General features: G+C 65.4%; 19 protein-coding genes. 5 read left to right on the forward strand and 14 right to left on the reverse strand.

Annotated elements, in window-relative coordinates:
* Nucleotides 1-4: 4 nt before the first annotated feature.
* The gene (locus AC3G7M_RS13825; RefSeq protein WP_489212670.1) at nucleotides 5-685 is read right to left on the reverse strand and encodes an alpha/beta hydrolase; all 681 of its coding nucleotides are present in this window, start codon (nucleotides 683-685) and stop codon (nucleotides 5-7) included.
* A gap of 124 nt (nucleotides 686-809) precedes the next feature.
* Between AC3G7M_RS13825 and AC3G7M_RS13830 the strand changes: the two genes are divergently transcribed.
* The gene (locus tag AC3G7M_RS13830; RefSeq protein ID WP_489212671.1) at nucleotides 810-1790 is read left to right on the forward strand and encodes a GlxA family transcriptional regulator; all 981 of its coding nucleotides are present in this window, start codon (nucleotides 810-812) and stop codon (nucleotides 1788-1790) included.
* Between the two features lie 36 nt (nucleotides 1791-1826).
* Here the strand turns inward: AC3G7M_RS13830 and AC3G7M_RS13835 are convergent, their stop codons facing one another.
* Both AC3G7M_RS13835 and AC3G7M_RS13840 read right to left on the reverse strand, forming a co-directional pair.
* Nucleotides 1827-2258 (reverse strand): acylphosphatase, encoded by a 432-nt coding sequence (locus AC3G7M_RS13835; RefSeq protein WP_489212672.1) that lies wholly within the window; start codon nucleotides 2256-2258, stop codon nucleotides 1827-1829.
* Between the two features lie 85 nt (nucleotides 2259-2343).
* Nucleotides 2344-3135: an aldolase gene (locus tag AC3G7M_RS13840; RefSeq protein ID WP_489212673.1), complete on the reverse strand. Its 792-nt coding sequence runs from the start codon at nucleotides 3133-3135 to the stop codon at nucleotides 2344-2346.
* Nucleotides 3136-3361: 226 nt separating this feature from the next.
* Between AC3G7M_RS13840 and AC3G7M_RS13845 the strand changes: the two genes are divergently transcribed.
* Nucleotides 3362-3670, forward strand: coding sequence for a hypothetical protein (locus AC3G7M_RS13845; protein WP_489212674.1), 309 nt, complete (start codon nucleotides 3362-3364; stop codon nucleotides 3668-3670).
* Nucleotides 3671-3685: 15 nt separating this feature from the next.
* On the opposite strand, the gene AC3G7M_RS13850 is transcribed toward AC3G7M_RS13845, so the two are convergent.
* Nucleotides 3686-4585 carry a LysR family transcriptional regulator gene (locus tag AC3G7M_RS13850; protein WP_489212676.1) on the reverse strand — a complete coding sequence of 300 codons (900 nt, stop codon included), beginning with the start codon at nucleotides 4583-4585 and terminating at the stop codon, nucleotides 3686-3688.
* 97 nt (nucleotides 4586-4682) lie between these two features.
* On the opposite strand from AC3G7M_RS13850, the gene AC3G7M_RS13855 reads away from it, so the two are divergent.
* Nucleotides 4683-5564 carry an aldo/keto reductase family oxidoreductase gene (locus AC3G7M_RS13855; protein WP_489212677.1) on the forward strand — a complete coding sequence of 294 codons (882 nt, stop codon included), beginning with the start codon at nucleotides 4683-4685 and terminating at the stop codon, nucleotides 5562-5564.
* 179 nt (nucleotides 5565-5743) lie between these two features.
* On the opposite strand, the gene AC3G7M_RS13860 is transcribed toward AC3G7M_RS13855, so the two are convergent.
* From AC3G7M_RS13860 to AC3G7M_RS13875, 4 genes are all read right to left on the reverse strand, one after another.
* Nucleotides 5744-6802, reverse strand: coding sequence for a DUF1176 domain-containing protein (locus AC3G7M_RS13860; protein WP_489212679.1), 1059 nt, complete (start codon nucleotides 6800-6802; stop codon nucleotides 5744-5746).
* 61 nt (nucleotides 6803-6863) lie between these two features.
* The gene (locus AC3G7M_RS13865) at nucleotides 6864-7748 is read right to left on the reverse strand and encodes an MBL fold metallo-hydrolase (RefSeq protein WP_489212680.1); all 885 of its coding nucleotides are present in this window, start codon (nucleotides 7746-7748) and stop codon (nucleotides 6864-6866) included.
* A 122-nt stretch (nucleotides 7749-7870) separates the two neighbouring features.
* Entirely contained in the window at nucleotides 7871-8473 is a 603-nt protein-coding gene (locus tag AC3G7M_RS13870; protein WP_489212681.1) for a DNA-3-methyladenine glycosylase I, read from the reverse strand.
* Nucleotides 8474-8516: 43 nt separating this feature from the next.
* The gene (locus AC3G7M_RS13875; RefSeq protein WP_489212682.1) at nucleotides 8517-9200 is read right to left on the reverse strand and encodes a 2OG-Fe(II) oxygenase; all 684 of its coding nucleotides are present in this window, start codon (nucleotides 9198-9200) and stop codon (nucleotides 8517-8519) included.
* A gap of 131 nt (nucleotides 9201-9331) precedes the next feature.
* Here AC3G7M_RS13875 and AC3G7M_RS13880 point away from each other — a divergent pair, with 131 nt between their 5' ends.
* Nucleotides 9332-9637: a chorismate mutase gene (locus AC3G7M_RS13880; protein ID WP_489212683.1), complete on the forward strand. Its 306-nt coding sequence runs from the start codon at nucleotides 9332-9334 to the stop codon at nucleotides 9635-9637.
* A gap of 7 nt (nucleotides 9638-9644) precedes the next feature.
* Here AC3G7M_RS13880 and AC3G7M_RS13885 read toward each other — a convergent pair whose 3' ends face one another.
* Complete coding sequence (locus tag AC3G7M_RS13885) at nucleotides 9645-9935, reverse strand: EamA family transporter (RefSeq protein ID WP_489212684.1); 291 nt, start codon at nucleotides 9933-9935, stop codon at nucleotides 9645-9647.
* A 168-nt stretch (nucleotides 9936-10103) separates the two neighbouring features.
* Between AC3G7M_RS13885 and AC3G7M_RS13890 the strand changes: the two genes are divergently transcribed.
* Nucleotides 10104-10865 (forward strand): aminotransferase-like domain-containing protein, encoded by a 762-nt coding sequence (locus tag AC3G7M_RS13890; RefSeq protein WP_489212685.1) that lies wholly within the window; start codon nucleotides 10104-10106, stop codon nucleotides 10863-10865.
* Here the strand turns inward: AC3G7M_RS13890 and AC3G7M_RS13895 are convergent.
* From AC3G7M_RS13895 to AC3G7M_RS13915, 5 genes are read right to left on the reverse strand one after another with little or no spacing between them, the layout of a single operon-like run.
* Nucleotides 10837-12114 carry an acetylornithine deacetylase gene (locus AC3G7M_RS13895; RefSeq protein ID WP_489212686.1) on the reverse strand — a complete coding sequence of 426 codons (1278 nt, stop codon included), beginning with the start codon at nucleotides 12112-12114 and terminating at the stop codon, nucleotides 10837-10839. The genes AC3G7M_RS13890 and AC3G7M_RS13895 overlap by 29 nt on opposite strands.
* Nucleotides 12111-13436, reverse strand: coding sequence for an amidohydrolase family protein (locus AC3G7M_RS13900; RefSeq protein ID WP_489212687.1), 1326 nt, complete (start codon nucleotides 13434-13436; stop codon nucleotides 12111-12113). The genes AC3G7M_RS13895 and AC3G7M_RS13900 overlap by 4 nt, the downstream gene beginning before the upstream one ends.
* A 41-nt stretch (nucleotides 13437-13477) precedes the next feature.
* Nucleotides 13478-14236 carry an ABC transporter permease gene (locus tag AC3G7M_RS13905; protein WP_489212688.1) on the reverse strand — a complete coding sequence of 253 codons (759 nt, stop codon included), beginning with the start codon at nucleotides 14234-14236 and terminating at the stop codon, nucleotides 13478-13480.
* Entirely contained in the window at nucleotides 14233-14973 is a 741-nt protein-coding gene (locus tag AC3G7M_RS13910; protein ID WP_489212689.1) for an ABC transporter ATP-binding protein, read from the reverse strand. The genes AC3G7M_RS13905 and AC3G7M_RS13910 overlap by 4 nt, the downstream gene beginning before the upstream one ends.
* Nucleotides 14970-15683 (reverse strand): TenA family protein, encoded by a 714-nt coding sequence (locus AC3G7M_RS13915; protein ID WP_489212692.1) that lies wholly within the window; start codon nucleotides 15681-15683, stop codon nucleotides 14970-14972. The genes AC3G7M_RS13910 and AC3G7M_RS13915 overlap by 4 nt, the downstream gene beginning before the upstream one ends.
* Between the last annotated feature and the right edge of the window lie 86 nt (nucleotides 15684-15769).

Here is a 15769-nt window from a genome sequence, read left to right on the forward strand (position 1 = left end):
TGGGTCAGCCTGCCGCCTGAAGAATGAAATCGGCCACAGCCGCCGGCTGAGACAGCATCGGAACATGGCTTGTGTTCACATGCACCACGGTCGCGTTCATGCGCGCCGCCATACGCTCCTGCTCCACGCGCGGGATGGCGTGGTCCTGATCGCCGATCAGGTAAAAGACCGGCCGGCCGTGCCAGGCCGCCTGTGTCAGCGTGCCGCCGAGCGCGGCACCGTTGATCGGCCCCTGCGTGGCGTAGACCACCTCCTTCTCGTCGTCATCGAGATCCTGCGCGAAGAGGTCGAACACGCCGGTGCGGGTGAGTTTGAGGAAACCCTCCGCGTCGGGCCGCAGTTCGGCACCCAGCGGGGCGGTTTCAAACTGGCCGAACAGCGTGCCCGCGGATTCACCGGCATCCGGCGCAAAGGCGTCGATATAAACCAGGCGCGCCACTTTCGCGTCATTGCCGGCCTCGCCAATCACCGCGCCGGCATAGCTGTGGCCGACCAGCACGACAGCGCCCGTGGCGAGGGCGATCGCGCGCCGCACCGTTGCCACGTCAGCGCCGAAGCCGGTGAGCGGCAGCTGGACGGCGGTCACCGCCAGACCCCTGGCCGTGAGACGCGGAATCACCTTCGCCCAGGACGAGCCGTCAGCCCAGGCGCCATGGACCAGGATTACGTTGGTTATTGCGGTCATCGTCAGTCTCCATCATCGTTCGGCCATCGCTGGCTCATCACTCGATGAGCGAAATCTAGGCCGCTCACCCGGTTGACTGAAATGACATATTTCCCACTTATTCTGCCAAAGCGCGGAGCGTGAGATGCCTCAACCAGGCGTATCCAGAAGCATCTGGTTCGTGGTGTTTCCGGGCTTTGAACTGCTCGACCTCGGGGGGCCTCTTTGCGCCTTCAATCTGGCCGTGGATTTCCATCAGGCGGCCTATGACGTGCGTATCGTCTCTGCCACGGGCGGCCTGATTTCCGGCTCCTCCGGCGTTGCAATCCATACCGTGCCGCCACCATCCCCGAACCATCTCGATACGCTGATGGTGGTGGGCGCGCCCACCCTCGAGATCCTCGACGGCCAGACTGAAACGGCTGAGCTGGTCCGCGCCCTGGCACCCCGCGCCCGGCGCCGCGCCAGCGTCTGCACCGGCGCCTTCCTTCTGGCCGCAGCAGGACTGCTCGACGGGCATCGCGCGACCACCCATTGGCGCTACGCGGCCGAGCTTCAGCGACGCTATCCGTCCATCAAAGTCGATGCGGACCGGATCTTCACCCGCGAGGACGATCTCTGGACCTCCGCCGGCATTACCGCCGGCATCGACCTCGCGCTGGCGATGATCGAAGAGGATTGCGGGATTGAGATTTCCAAGACAATTGCACGCGATCTCGTCGTCTATCACCGCCGCAGCGGCGGACAGTCACAGTTCTCGACCATGCTGGACTTGGAGCCGCGGCCTGGCCGCATCCGCGATGCCCTGGCCTATGCACGCGCGCATCTCGGCGAAGCCCTGTCGGTCGAGCAATTGGCGGATGTGGCCAGGATCAGCCCGCGCCAATTTGCGCGCCAGTTCACGGCCGAGACAGGGGAAACGCCAGCACGTGCGGTCGAGCGTCTACGGTGTGAGGCAGCCCTGCCCCGCATTGAGGAGACGAGCGAGCCGTTTGATCAGATCGCCCTGCAGGTCGGCTTCGGGGATATCGAGCGCATGCGCCGCGTCTGTCTGCGCATCTACGGCCAGCCCCCGCAGGCGCTCCGCCGCCGCAGCCGTGCGCTGAGCGGCGTTCTTACAGACTGAGCGCCTCAGGCCGAGCCTGCGCATAGCGGGCCGCGGTCAGTCCTCCGGCTGCAGCTTTGCGCGGTCGGCAGCGTTGAGCGTGTTTTCCAAAATGCCGCGCCAGACGAGTTTCACGTCCTTGGCCGCAACTTCCGTGTCGTCGTCCCGCAGCGTGAAGACAAGCGTGTACGGGTCAGTGATGTTTCTGCTCGACGAGGTCCAGTCAACGATCGTGAAGGATTTCAGATCGGGATTCACGACGACCGGAACTGTCGCAATCTTAAGGTCGGCTGATCGCGTGGTACCGTCCTGAATGACCGGCAGCGCCGCATCGATCCGGTCCTTGTCGCCTTGCAGCGTAAACTTGACGATGCCGTCCGGCTCATTCCTGGCGACACCGCCAAGATTGTAGGCGATCGCCTGTTTCATGACCAAGGCGCGAAAGCCGACCTGCTGGTCCTGCCCCGTCACGGTCGCCTGAATCGCCATTGTTTTCGCCAAAACCAATCTCCCGCCAAGCGCCGTCTATACCACTGTTGCAAACGGCGGTCGCGGGTGATGCGCTATGATCGCGTCACGCCGCGAAGTCCGGCTCGTCCCGCATCAGCACGCGCTTGACGCTTTCCAGATGCAGACGGGCACTTTCAGGATCACCCGCGCGCATCTGCGCCGCGGTGCGGGCCGCAATCTCCTCCGGCACGGGGATCAGCCGGCGCCCCGTGGACAGTGCCTTGACCTGCACCTCGGCCGCGCGTTCGAGATAGTAAAGATCGTCCCAGGCTTCGGCGATGGTCGGGCCCGTCACCATCACGCCGTGATTGCGCATGAACACCACATCCGCACTGCCCATGGCGGCGGCGATGCGGTCCCCCTCCGTCTCATCCAAGGCGAGGCCGTTGTACACTTCGTCCACTACCGTGCGTCCGTAGAATTTGAGCGCCGTCTGCCCGGCCCAGGCGAGCGGCGCGCCGTCGACCATGCTGAGGGCCGTCGCATAGGGCATATGGGTATGGAAGGCGGCGCGGGCGCGCGGCAATTGCTTGTGCAAACGCGCGTGGATGAAGAAGGCAGTCGCTTCCGGCATGCCGGCGCCCTCCAGCACATGGCCGTGAAAATCGCAGACCAGCAGGCTCGCGGCCGTGATCTCCCGGAAGGCGAGGCCATAGGGATTGACGAGAAAGAGGTCGTCCCGGCCCGGCACGAGGGCCGAAAAATGATTGCAGATGCCTTCTTCCAGACCGAGCCTGGCCGCCATGCGGAAGCAGGCGGCGAGATCCACCCGCGCCTGGCGCAGCGCCGCCGGGTCGATATCCCCCAGGCTATTGGAACCGGCGCGCGGGCCGGCTGCGATCAATTCATGGGCCATGAACCGGACTTCCCTGCATCTGCTCTCACAGGCGCCAGCTTGGCACCGCAGCCGCGGACGCGGCAAGTCAGGGTCTGTGGCGTGCGCGGCCAGGCGAAACCGAGATCACATTCGTGCCACGGGATAAGGGGAAACCGGCAGCTGGGGCCGGGATAAGATCATGCCGGCAACGACGGGACGAGATAGTAATAGGATCGTTAGGGTCCCTCTGCTATCCGATACCCCCATGTCCCTGCCACCTTTGATCGCCTCACCCTCGCCCGCCACGATCGACGCCCTGCAAACGGAAGGCCGAGCCTTCGGGCAGGACTGGCGTGGACGCGCCCGCACCAAATTCGAGGAGGCTCTGGTCAAAAGACTGGGCTCTCTGGCCGAGGATATCGCAGCCCGCGCGCTGGATACCGACGAAGCCGTGGCCGCCTTCGACGTTGCCGCCTGGGATGCCTGGGAAGCGCCGGTATCGAGCGCCCCTGGCGCCCGAGTCCCGTCAGCGGACCCGTCACCCAAAGCACGCCGCAGCGCGGCCGACCGCTGACCGCCGCCTGCGCGGTCAGCCCACGGATTTGATGAAATCGATGAAGGCCCGCAACGGCGGCGGCACCAGCCGCCGGCCGGAATAATACAGAAACGGACCCGGGAAGGATGGCCACCAATCGGCCAGTACCGGCAACAGCCGACCCGCCGCGAAATGCGGTGCCAGCCAGTCCTCGAACAGATAGACAATGCCGAGCCCGCCTAAGGCGGCATCCACCGCCAGTTCGGTTGCGCTGCCGATCGAGACCAGAAGCTGGCCGCTCGGCTCTACCACCAGCTTCTCCTCCCCCCGCTCAAATTCCCAGACATCGGCCGCCCCGCTCGGGAAGCGTCCGCGCATGCAGGCGTGAGTCAGCAGGTCCCGAGGATGGGCCGGCATGCCGCGAGCCGCGAGGTAGCCGGGCGCCGCACCAGCGGCATAGCGCTGGCGGCGCGGCCCGATGGGTTGCGCGATCATGTCCTGTTCCAGCCGCTCATCATACCTGATCCCGGCGTCGCAGCCGGCGGCCAGAATATCGACGAAACTTTCCTCGGCCGTCACTTCCAGCCGGATATCGGGATAGGCGGCCAGAAAGGGTGGAATGAGCGCGGGCAGCACCAGGCGCGCCGCGCTGACCGGCACATTCAGACGCAGCGTCCCGGCCGGATGGCGGGCGGATTGCTGGGCTGCCTCCACGGCCGCGTCAACCTCGCTCAAGGCCGGTGCCAGCCGTGCCACCAGCCGCTGGCCGGCCTCGGTCAGCGCCAGGCTGCGCGTGCTGCGATGTAGCAGCCGCAGGCCGAGCCGGCTCTCCAGGCGGCTCACCGCCTCGCTGAGGCCAGAGGGGCTGAGGCCCAGCTGGCGTGCGGCCTGGCGGAAGCCGCCAGCCTTGGCCACTGCCAGAAACAGGGAAAGCTCATTGAGATCGGAGGCCATTGTTCGCTCATGTGAACAGGGTGTCCGCTTTATGGGCGGTTATCGAGCGGCCCAACAGCACCTAAATTCAATCGTCAGGAAGATGAGGAAACAGACCATGGCAAGCATAGACGCAGCTGGCACCTATAGTCTGGGCGACCGAACGGTCCGCCGGATGGGCTATGGCGCCATGCAATTGGCAGGGCCCGGCGTTTTCGGCCCGCCGCGTGACCGCGCGGAGGCAATCGCCGTGCTGCGCGCGGCCGTGGAAGCCGGCGTCAACCATATCGACACGTCCGATTTCTATGGCCCGCATGTGACCAACGAGATCATCCGCGAGGCGCTCCACCCCTACCCGCAGGATCTCGTCATCGTCACCAAAGTCTCGGCCAAGCGTGACGAGAAGGGCGGCTGGCTCCCCGCCATGTCACCGGCGGAGCTGCGCTCGGCGGTTGAGGACAATCTGCGCAATCTCGGCCTGGAGCAGATGGAGGTCGTCAATCTCCGCAGCATGTATTCGGTGCATGGACCGGCGGAAGGCCCGCTGGAAGAGCAGGTAACCGCCCTGGCCGAAATGCAGCGCGAAGGGCTGATCCGCCATATCGGGCTCAGCAACGTGACGCGCAAGCAGATCGACGATGCGCGGAAGCTGGTGCCTGTGGTCTGCGTTCAGAATGCCTTCAACCTGGCCCATCGCGAGGATGAGGCGCTGATCCATTACCTGGCCGCGGAAGGCATTCCCTATGTGCCCTTCTTCCCGCTGGGCGGCTTCACGCCGCTGCAATCGAGCATTCTGACGGAAGTTGCCGAGCATGCGGCAGCCACGCCCTTGCAGGTGGCGCTCGCCTGGCTGCTGCGCTTTTCGCCCAATATCCTGCTGATTCCGGGCACGAGTTCGCGCGGCCATCTGGAGGAGAACCTGGCGGCGGCGGAGATTCATCTCTCAGAGGGCGCGATGGCAAAGCTCGATCTGCTGGAGCAGAAATCTACGGGCCACTGACGCTTAGAGTCTGTCAGTTTCAGTCAGAATCGCCCAATCAATACCGTCATACCCGCGCAAGCGGGTATCGTCTGAGGGCACGGCGCCAGTCCCGGCGCGGTGCCGCCTGCGGCAATCAAGATGATGCCCACTTTCGTGGGCATGACGGGATAACTGTTTCAAACGAAGTCTGACAAACTCTAGGGGCGGGAGCGGAACAGGGTCGGCCAATCCCCTGGCTCCACCCCGCCGCAGGCGTCCTGGTAATTCAGGGCCGTGAGCTGAAAGGCTTGGCCGTTCCAGATCCAATTGGCGGTGAGGCCGCAATCGCCCAATCCCCGGCCCTTGGCGAAGGTGCTGAGCGTGCCGGTTGCCACCTCGAAATCCGGCTCGGTCAGCATGTCCGTCGGATCGTCGGGCGCGGGATTGCCCTGAAAGGCCAGCGGCAGGACGAGTTTGGAGACGGCAGCCGTCTTCCGATTGACCAGCACGCCGAGCGCAGACCCCTGATAGGCGCCCATCAGGCAGGGCAGCAGCACAAGCCCTGTCTCATCCGATAGCGCGAAGGCGGCCGGCGTTTCCTCGCCCGGCTGCGCGTCGCATTCTTCCTTGGTCCATCGTGCGGCGCTGGCGGATTGTGCCGCCGCGATCAGCCTGCCGGCCTCACCGGGGCCAAGTCTGGCGATGATGGGATGCGGCGCGATGACCGGCATGGGCAAAGCGGGCGGCACGGTATCGGCGGGCTTGCTGCCCGGATCGAGCAGTGCGGTGACGGTGCCGACCCGCCCCTGCGCCGCATCCAGACGCAGCAGCGCTGCCGCAATACCGCCCAACGGAATGGTCATGCCGTTCCCCAGCCCAAGGGTGGCGCCATTGCGGATCTGCTGCACCAGCGCATGCAGGGGGCCGAGCGACTGGGTGGTCAGGCTTGTTTCATCATCGCTGCTGTGCCGCTGCCAGCCGGCGCCCAGCGGCAGGGGCTTCCCGTCCAAGGTCAGACTGCCGGCGTCAAAGCCAGTCTCACCCCGGATGGCCGCGCTGACGGCGCCACCCGGCCCGGCCGCGCGGGTGACGGTGATGTCGGTCGCGGGGCCACCGTCCAGCGCGAAGGCGCGCGCGGTGCAGCTGCCGGTATTGTCACAGGCGACCAGCCAGGACTTGTATTCGGCATAGAATGGCGCGGCTGGCCCGGCTGCCCGCACGGCCGCAGGCAGAAAAGCGAGAGCACACAAGGCCGAGGCCAGGAAAATCTGCCGCATGGCGATGGAGACTTCCCTGCCCGTCTGCTGCCGTCAACCGCCGGTCAGCCGGTCTTGGATACTACTGCCAGAGAGCCGGCAGGAATTCGTAGCCGGTCGCGGTCTTGACGATATAGCCGGTGGCCGGGAACGGCGCGTGATAGAAGGACACGCGCATCTTTTCGGCAGCCGCCAGATCCAGGATACGCTTGCGGGTGGCGATCGTCTCCACCGGATCGATATCGAACATCGCCAGCCAATCCGGGTGCCTGGCGAAGACCAGCGGATTATTGGTGATGTCGGCGACAAACATCATCACCGCGTCACCCGACGCGATGCGGATGGCCGACATGCCGGGCGTGTGGCCGTTGGCGCGCACGGCGGTCAGCCCCGGCACAATTTCCTCATCCCAGGCATAGTGGCGAACAGTGTCCGCCAGCGTGCCGAAGACCTGACGGCAGGCGCCGAAATTGCCCTTCATGGCTTCCGGCGCGGCCGCCATCTTCGCGTCGTCCATCCAGAACTCCCAATCCTTGTTGGGCACGCAGATGTCGGCATTCGGGAAGACCAGCGACCCATCCTTGCGGCGCAGGCCCAGGATATGATCGCCGTGAAAATGGCTGATAATGACGGTCGAGACATCGTCGGGCTGGATACCGGCAGCGGCCAGATTGCCGAGCAGGCGGCCGGTGGTGGGCGGCCCGAATTCACCAAGACCGGTATCGATGAGCACGACCTTACCGGCGGTCCGTATAGCAAGGGCCGTAAAGGTGATGGTCAGCTTGTCGCGCGGCATGCCGGCGGCCGCGTAGGCCTCGGCCACTTCCTCATCAGTCGCATTCGGCACGAAGCCTTTCGGCATGTCATGCGCCAGCACGCCCTCATGCAGGGCGATGACTTCGATCTCACCGACCATCCACTTATGAAAACTATGCGCCTGCGCGCCGCTCGCGATGCTGTCTGTCATGGATTTTCTCCTCAAGGCCGGGGCGAAGCCCGCGGCCGGCTCTGCACGGCCGCGGCCGTGCCTGTCTGGCGAGCCATATAGGACAGGGTCGCGGTAAATGCGAGGGGTGCCTCGCCTAGCTATCAAACCGGCGGCTGAAAGCCGGCCCGCGCTTGCGCCACTGCCTGCCGTGTCACGCAGCCTTCGACATGATCGTTGATCAGACCCATGGACTGCATCAGCGCGAAGACCGTGGTGGGGCCCACGAAAGCCCAGCCGCGCTTCTTCAAATCGCGCGCCATGGCGACCGATTCCGGGGATGTCGTCCGGCTCATCGCGGGCGCCGTCGCTGCCGGCTCAAACCCCCAGACATAGGCGGCCAGCGACCCCATGTCGGCGATCAGCGCCGGCACACGCCTGGCATTGCCGATCACAGCGGCAATCTTCGCGCGATTGCGGATGATGCCGTCATTCTGCAGCAGCCTGGCGATATCGGCCTCGGACATCGCCGCCACGCGCGCGATATCGAAGCCGTGGAAGGCCGCACGGAAATTCTCGCGCTTGGCCAGGATGGTCCGCCAGCTCAGGCCAGACTGGAAGGTTTCCAGGCAGAATTTCTCGAACAACCGGCGGTCATCGGCGACCGGAAAGCCCCATTCCGCGTCGTGATAGGCGAGCATATCGGGCCCGATGGCGCACCAGGGGCAGCGCGGAAGGCCATCCGGCCCCGGAACCGTCGCTGTCATCACCCCGCCTCCTCGCCTTCCGCCGCCCGAGCGGCGGCCTCCGCTACTCCACCGGCTGGTCGGGAAAGGCAAGCTCATGCCGGGCGCGCCAGGCGGGCGTCACGTAATTGACGATCAGCGAGCGGCGGATGCCGGTGATGGGGCGGCGGATGAAACCGTGCCAGCTGCTGGCCGAGGGCACGAAGATCAGCCCGCCATTGCGCTGGGCGGGCGCGCGGCCGATGTGCCGCTCCGGCGTCTCATAAATATCGGTGCCCCAATCCTCCCCCGGCGGCGGATCGGCCAGGTAGATCAGCATGGTGAAGACTTTCGCCCCGATATCGGTATGCGGTTCCAGCCAGAACCCGTCCCGGTCGAGGCAGTATTCGACCCGCAGGTAATGGCCGGAGAGCGCGGCGCCGGTATGCCGTGCCAGACAGGCGACGGTCTGGGGGGATTGCAGCGCGTCCACCACGTCACGGCAGATGGGAAAGTCCGCCTGGGCCGCGGCCCCGAAAAACAGCCGGCTGGAGTTATGCGTCTCCCGCCGCCCTTGCGTATCGCTAATGGCAGGCGGCGCCAAAGGCAGCGCACAGAGCGCATCGACGGTGCCCGGCGGCAGCACGTCCCGCAGCAGCCAGTGCGGATAGGGCAAGCGCCGCGCCTCTGCCGCGTCCATGGCGGCGCAGAGCGACGGCGCGATATCGGAGCGGTCAGGCACAGCAGCGCGTCGATCAGCCAGGAGCATCGGGCAATCCCATCATGGATGCACCTGCCTAAAGCGCCCTGGCGCGCCGCCTCATTGACCTGCGTCAACGCCGCGTCTTCTCGCCAGCCGAGACCTGGCTAGAATGGGCCGGCTTGAACAGGACTGAGAGAATGACGGACCAGCCGACCCCGACCACGCCTTTGACCGAGCTGACGGTGCTCCGCCGCAGCATCGACAATATCGACGCGGCCCTGATCCATATGCTGGCCGAGCGCTTTCGCTGCACCAAGGCGGTGGGCGCGCTGAAAGCCCGCCATGACCTGCCGCCGGCCGACCCGGCGCGGGAAGCCCAGCAGATCGCACGGCTGCGGGCGCTGGCCGCCGATGCCCAGCTGGACCCGGATTTCGCCGAGAAATTCCTGGGCTTCGTCATCCGCGAAGTCATCCAGCATCACGAGGCGGCGCGTCAGAGCTGACGGCTTTTCAGGCGAAGCGGCGCGCGGCACCGACGCAGAGCAGGACCGCCGCCGCCGTCGCCAGCATGGTCCCGCTCACCGGCTCCCGCAGAACGAGGGCCGCCAGCAGCAGGCCGAAGAACGGTTGCAGGAGCTGCAACTGGCCGATGCGGGCAGTGCCCCCCAGTGCCAGGTCGCGATACCAGAAGACGAAGCCGATCAGCATGCTGAACAGCGACACATAGGCGAGACCGGCCCAGGCCGGCGCGCCGATCGCTGTCCAATCCAGCGGCCGCGTCGCCAAGGCCAGGACGAGCATGAGCGCTGCGGCCGGGTTGCGGCTGGCTGCCGGCCAGCTGGATGCCCACCGCCGCCTTGCGCCGGGCGATCCGCGGCCTCGCCCGCAGCCAGGACGCGCTGCTGACGGATTACCCCGGCACGCGCGGCAGCGTGACGCTGCGGCGCCTGCTGCTCGCGCGTTTGACCGATGAAGGGATCGCGGCCACGGGCGACGGGGCCGGATATCGCGGCCTTCAGGACAGTGCTGGAGACGGAGCGTCCGCGCCTCTACATCACCAATTCAGCGCTGCATAACCCGACCGGCGCGACGCTCTCCCTGCAGACCGCGCATCGGCTGCTGGCGCTCGCCTCCAGTCACGGTCTCACGATCGTAGAAGACGACATTTTCGCGGATTTAGAGCCCGAACCGTCGCCGCGCCTGGCCGGGCTTGACGGATTGCATCACGTCATTCGGATCGGCAGCTTCTCCAAGACCGTCTCCGCCTCCATCCGATGCGGCTATATCGCCGCGCGGGCTGATTGGATCGAGGATCTGATCGACCTGCAGGTCGCGACCAATTTTAGCGGACCGAGCCCGCTGGCCACCGAGATCATCGCCCGCGTGTTGACCGATGGTGGATACCGCAAGCATCGGCAGGCGCTTCACGCGAGGCTCGCAGAGGCGCGCGAGCGGACGGCGGCACAGCTCAAACTGCTCGGCCTCACGCCCTGGACCCATCCGCGCGGCGGTTTCAATCTGTGGTGCCAATTGCCCGAAGGTCTGGATTCCTCGGCCATCGCCAAAACAGCAATGGCTGAGAATGTCGTGCTGGCGCCCGGCAATGTGTTCAGCGTTTCCCAAACCGCCGCGGCGTTCATGCGCTTCAATGTGGCGCATTGCATGGAGCCGCATGTCTGGGCGGTGCTGCGCCGGGCGTTGATCAGGCCCTCGCCGTCGACGTCCAGTTGACGATGAAAGCCAGCAGCACCTTGGTATAGGCCAGCAATTGCGCGATCGAGACCTGCTCGTTCACGCCATGGGCATAGCGCAGTTCGCCCGGACCATAGATCATCGCCGGAATGCCGGCATGGCCGAACCAGCCGCCATCGGTGACGGTTGGGGAGACGGAGAGCACCGCGGCCTGCCCCGTCACCCGCTCATGCATCGCCGCGAGGAGGCGCGTGGCCGGATGGTCGGGATCGACTTCGAGGGATGGAAAAATCTCGCCGCGGTCGATGATCATGGAGGTGCCGCCCCAGACGAAGCTCGGCGGATTGACCCGCATCCAGGGATCAGCCGCGGCGATAGCGCCGACATGGGCCTCAATCTCCCGCACCACATCCTCATGCTTCTCATTCGGGTAGTAGTGGACGGTGATCCACAGCCGGCATTCATCGGCGATGAAGGCCGCGTGGCGCCCGCCTTCGATGACGGCCGGGTTGATGGTGGTCGAGCCCGCCGGGCAGCCGGGATAGTGTTTCGTCACCGCCCAGTGCCGTTCCAGCTCACCCAGGCCCTGAATGACCTTGGCCATTTTCTCGATAGCGCTGGCGCCGAACAGCCCACCGCCCGCATGGATCATGCGGCCGCGCGTGCCGTCATGAAAGGTCTGCGGGCTTTTGATGGTGATCCAGCCGGTGATGACGCCGCCCTGGCCCTGGATCTGCAAGTCTGACGTATCAACCACCACCGCCATATCGGCGGTATAGCCGCGCTCGCAGCATTGCAACGTGCCGGCCTCCCCCACTTCCTCGCCGATGACCGACTGGAAGATGACATCGCCGGGCAGATGGATGCCGTGATCGTGCAGCAGCCGGAGGGCGAACAGCGCGCCGGCCACGCCGCCCTTCATATCCGCCGTGCCACGGCCGATGACGGTGCCGTCCCGCACGATGGGCTGGAACGGACCCGTGTCCCAGGCCTCACCCGCCTCCACCGCCGCGACATCGACATGGCCGTTGACGATCAGGCTTTTATGCCCAGGGCCAGCACTGCCACGGAGGACACCCACGACATTCGGATCATTCGGATGGACGTCCCAGACGTCGATCTCGGCGCCCAGGCTGCGCAGATAATCCGCGATGAAGGCTTGCGCCTCCGTCGTGTTGCGCGCCGGCGGCGCCGGCGTCTCGAAGGCGATCAGCTGGCAGAGAAGATCCACAAGTTCCTTCTGCCGCGTATCGACGGCGGCGAGAATCTGATCCAGACCCGTGCTCATTGTGGGCGTCTCACCACCGTCATCTTGTCCTTGATGCGGCGGAAGGCGGCATTCGCCTCCCGCACCACCTGATCCTCATCGACCCGAGTCATGCGGCGGCCCTGCATGACAATCTCGCCGTCGATGATAGAGGTATCAACCACGCTGCCATTGGCCGCAAAAACGAGATGGCTGGAGACATGGACTGCCGTTTCCCGCAGCAGCGGCGTGAACATGGCGTTATTGGTATCGACCAGAATGACATCCGCCTTGGCACCCACGGCAAGCTGCCCGGTCTCATGGCCGAGGGCCGCCGCACCACTGCGGGTTGCCATGCGCAGCACCTGATCGGCCGGCATCAGGCTCGCATCCACCCGGCTCGCGCGCTGCATGAGGGAGGCGTATTTCATCACCTCGAACATATCGGCGCTGTTGTTGCACTCCACCGCATCATGACCGAGGCCGACATTGATGCCGGCGGCCAGCATCTCCGGCACGCGCGCGATGCCGTTGCCCAGCTTGGCGTTGGAATTGGGGTTGTGCGAAATATGCGTGCCCGTCTCGGCCATGAAACGCATTTCGTCGTCATCGAGCCAGACGCAATGCGCGGCGATGGTATCGGGACCGAGCAGACCGGTTTCATAGGCAAGCGTGGTCGGACGTTTGCCGAATTTCTCAAGACAGAAATCGACCTCCGTCTTGCTTTCATTGAGATGGACATGGATGCCGGCGCCGAGCGCATTCGCCAGCGCCCGTGTCTCCCGCAGCAGATCGGCCGAGGATAGCGGCAGCCATTCGATGCCGATGCGGACCTCAATACGCCCATTGGCGCGGCCGTGCAGGGCGACATAGGCATCATGATTGTCCTGCAGACTGTCGAGATCATGCTCGGGCAGCGCCACGTCATTGGCGAGGACGGCGCGGATGCCGATCTCCTCGGCGGCCTTCGCCAAGGCGCCGAGCTGGCGATACATGTCGTTGACCGTCGTCGCACCCGACTTGATCGATTCCATATAACTCGCCATGGCGGCCCAATAGGCCGCCTCCGGGTCCAGCGCGCGGATCAGCGGATACCAGCACTCGTCCAGATATTCCCAAAGCGGCATATGGTCATTGTAACCCTTGCCGATGGCGGTGTGGTAATGCAGGTCGATGAGGCCGGGCATGACAAGCTTGTCCCGCCCGTCGATCACCCGGTCATCGGGCAGCGCCGTGAAGGGCGCACTCTCGGCTTCTATCGCCGTGATGCGATTGCCTTGGATGATGACGCGACCGCTTTCGTGATAGGTCGCGGCATCGTCGAGCGTCAGGATCATGCCGTTGCGAATGACGGTCCGCGCCATGGGCGTAACCTCCGTGTTTGAGAGCGTGAACGAGTGAGAGATCAGGGCGCGCCGATCGTATCCGGCGCCCAATAGAGGATGCGCCTCAGCACCCGGTCGACGATGACCCAGAGCAGGATGGCCATCACCGAAAGCACCGTCAGCGCCGAAAACATGACATCGGTCTGGATGCGCGCATTGGCATTCATCATGACATAGCCAAGGCCTGCGGAAGACCCGACCCATTCGCCGATGATGGCGCCGATGGGCGCGATGGCGGTGGCCACACGCAGGCCCGAGCCGAAGGCCGGCAGGGCAGCCAAGAGGCGCACATGGCGCAGGATCGCCCAAGGGCTGGCATTCATGGTGCGGGCCAGATCAAGCCAGCCGATATCGGCGCGGCGCAACCCGTCGAAGAAGGATGCGGTGACGGGGAAGAAGATGACCAGCACCGCCATGACAACCTTGGACGCCATGCCGAAGCCGAACCAGAGCACCAGCAAGGGTGCCAGGGCGAAGACCGGAATGGCCTGGCTGAGCAGCAGCAGCGGCATCAGCCAGCGCTGCAACAGCGGTGAAAAGACCATGGCGAGCGCCAGGCCCGCGCCGAGGATGGTTCCGCAGGCGAGACCCAGAATGATCTCCGTAAACGTGGTCAGCGTCGCGCCGACCAGCGTTTCCCGCTGGGCCACCAGCGCCTGCGCCACGGTCACCGGGCTGGGCAGCATATAGGGCGGAATGGAGGTGAGCGCGGTAATCGCCCACCAGATCAGCAGAAGACCAAAAAGCGTGATGATCGGACGCAGAATCTGGCGGATCATTCGGTTTCAAGCTCCGTCAGGACGCGCATGAGGTGACCCTGGGTCTCCAGCAACTGCGGATCGTCCGGTGCGCGCGGCGGATTGCCCGGGACCATGATAGGCGCGCCGAGGGTCGCCGGATGGCCCGAGAGCACGACGAGATGGTGGCCGAGGCGGCAGGCCTCGAAAGGATCATGGGTGATGAGCAGCGCCGTGCGGCCCTGCAGCAGCTCGGCCGCCAGTTCCTGGACGCGGGCACGTGTGAAGGTGTCGAGCGCTGAAAAGGGCTCGTCCATCAGCACGATGGGGCGGTTCTCATAGAGCGTGCGGGCGATCGCCGTGCGCTGCCGCATACCGCCCGACAGCTCCATCGGCAGCGCGCGGGCGCGCTCACCCAGCCCCACGCGCTGCAACAGGTGCATCGCGCGGTCCAAATCCGGCTTCTCGCCGCGCAGGCGGCTGCCGAGCATGACGTTCTGCTGCACGGTCAGCCAGGGATAGAGCAGATCGGTCTGACCCATATAGGCGACGCGCCCCTGCAATGGCTTCCCGTCGCTCGCCCGCACCGTGCCCGCGGTCTGGCGCGACAGGCCGGCCAGGATTTTGAGCAGGCTGCTTTTGCCGACGCCGCTGGTGCCCAGAAGCGCCACGAACTGGCCGCCGGCGATGGTGAGGTCGAGAGTCTCAAAGATGGTGCGGCCGCCGAAGCGGAGCGTCAGGCCCTCGATGACGATGCCCGGACAGGCCAAGGTCGTCATCCGGCGACCTCGTCCTGCCAGCCAATGCCCCAGAATTGCGCTTCAAGCAGGCTGGCGGTGCGGAAGGTGTCGAGCAGCGAGGCATAGCGGGCGTCGGCGCCGCGGCGGCGGCCGAAATCATCGAGGTCAATGATCGCCTGCGCCACGGTTGCGCGGTATTCCTCGCCCGAATAGCTGTGTATCCAGGGCGCATAAGGGTTGCCGTCCAGCACCGTCGCGGGGTCGGCCAGCAGGCGCTCGGCGATCTCGGCATAGCCCGCGAGGCAGGGGGCGAGCGAGATTTCAAGGTCAAGCCGGTCGCCGGAGGCGCCGCGTTCGAGGAAGAAATTGGCGTAGGCGGTCATCCGCAAATCGGGCGGCGCGCCTTCCAGCTCGGACTGCGAAATGCCCCATTCGCGGCAATAGGAGACGTGGAGTGGCATCTCGACCTCGAGCAGCGCCGTCATGGTGCGATTGGCAGCGACGAGGTCCGCGAGGGTTTCACTCTTATAGCCGGCCAGCGCATAGCCGCGCGCATATTGAATCAGATAAAGATAGTCCTGGATCAGGAAGTTCTGAAACCAAGGCTGCGGCAGGGTGCCGCGCCCCAGCGCGCGCACGAAGGGATGATCGACATAGGCCTCCCAGGCGGGCGCCGCATCGCGCCGCAGCCGGCCGAACAGACCGTAGTCGAAATCCGGCGCGGCAGCGCCGGTTGAATGGCTGGTCATCAAGACATCTTCCTTTTATCCGTCCATCCGGCTTTCACCGGACAGAGGCTGGCCGCCATGCAAACCGGCGGCCAGCGTCCGCCATG

The organism is Acidisoma sibiricum (genome assembly GCF_057837225.1).